The 1384-nt window shown below is 58.2% G+C and carries 2 protein-coding genes and 1 pseudogene; all 3 read right to left on the bottom strand.

The genetic code is table 11. From position 1 onward, the window contains the following. Positions 1-485, bottom strand: a 485-nt coding sequence (locus tag NE584_RS19285) for a hypothetical protein (RefSeq protein WP_256183541.1), incomplete at its 3' end; no start/stop codon positions are given. Positions 486-512: 27 nt separating this feature from the next. Then, on the bottom strand, positions 513-1097 hold the full coding sequence (locus NE584_RS19280) for a sigma factor (RefSeq protein ID WP_256183540.1): 585 nt from the start codon (positions 1095-1097) through the stop codon (positions 513-515). Between the two features lie 65 nt (positions 1098-1162). Beyond that, positions 1163-1384 (bottom strand): annotated as a pseudogene (locus tag NE584_RS19275) (hypothetical protein); the annotation flags it as partial.

Here is a 1384-nt window from a genome sequence, read left to right as displayed (position 1 = left end):
CGGTATGTTGTTTCGTGCATCCCCTTCGGCTTATCTGGACGAAAACCCAAAAAGGAAAATCCATCTATAGGCCACGGCGGGAGGGTCAGATATTTCTTTGCGTATTCCATCCCCTTCCAGTAGTCCACCATTCCGTCCTTTGTCTGCTGCTGGCTTTTGTAATTCAGCCGGGCGCACTTCCGACATAAGAACCCCCGCCGCCCGGTCAGGTACAAGAACCGCACCCGCCCGCCACATCCAGGGCAGAGGAAAAAGGTCTGCCGCCCGCCATAGCCGTTGCGCTTGTGGGATAGATAGATCTTGTATTCGCTTGGAGGAAATATCTCACAAAAGCTATCTTCCTGGTATATGTCCAGGTATTCCCAACCACAGAATAGCCCGCCCCAGGCATGGGTAAATGCCAACTCAAAACTATCTATTCGGGGTGTCCTCTCAACCTGTTCATGGGTCTTATTCCACCCTCCAGCATTACAGCGAAAATACAAAGCATCACCTTCTTTTGTGCCTAAACACTATGTAAGATATGCTCTCAAGTCTCTGGATACCCCGGGATGTCGCAGAGCCCGCAGAGCAGCGGCGTGGATCTTGTGGTCCACCTTCTGCTCCAGCCAATACCGCCGCCGGATCACCGTCCTCTGATGCTCTGGCAGGCCGTCCACAGCCCTGTGAAGTGCTTCCCACTCTCCGATGCTCTCCAGGGCTTCCTCCGCTCTGGGGTCCGGTATCACGTCCTCCAGGTACAGGAGATCTCCCTCCCTGTCCGCAAGGGGCGTCTCCAGGCTGACCGCTGATTGAATGGGGTCCAGCTGGTCCCGCTTTGTACGCTGCCCGCTGGCCTCAGAAAAGGCCCCTCTGAGCTTTAGACCGTACCATGTGAGGAATGACCCGCCCCTATCCTCCCAGCCCTCCAGGGCTTCCAGAAGGGCAAGAAAGGCCACCTGCTCAAAATCATCCACAGACAGCCCCGCCCGGCCACCTACCGCCATAGTCCACCGATACGCCCGATCATGGGCAAACCGCCGCACCGCTGCCCACAGCTCCAGCAGCTTGTCCTTGTCCCCGCCCTGGATCGCCCTCGCTAGTTCTTCATTGGTCATTGATGTCCGGCCCCTTTCGTGGTAGAATGTGGGTGGCAAGTTCACACACCATCACGGGGCCGCTCTCACTCGCTGGGAGCGGTTTTTCTTGGTTCGCTCTGGGTTTGATATAGCTCCAGCCAGTCCCCCAGCTTCATCACCACCAGCCACGGGGAGCGGGAGCGGCGGAAGAACACGGCGGGGAGGCCATCACCAAAGCGCACGGCGTCCCGCTCCGCCTGTTCCAGCCAGGAATAAGGCCGCAGCTGCTCCGCCCGCTTGCACTCGATATGGACGCCGGGGAGGCC

Source organism: Clostridium sp. DFI.5.61, from assembly GCF_024462915.1.
GTDB lineage: Bacteria > Bacillota > Clostridia > Oscillospirales > Oscillospiraceae > Lawsonibacter > Lawsonibacter asaccharolyticus.
Note: the sequence above shows the minus strand (reverse complement) of the source record. Positions and strands in the feature narration are given on the sequence as shown.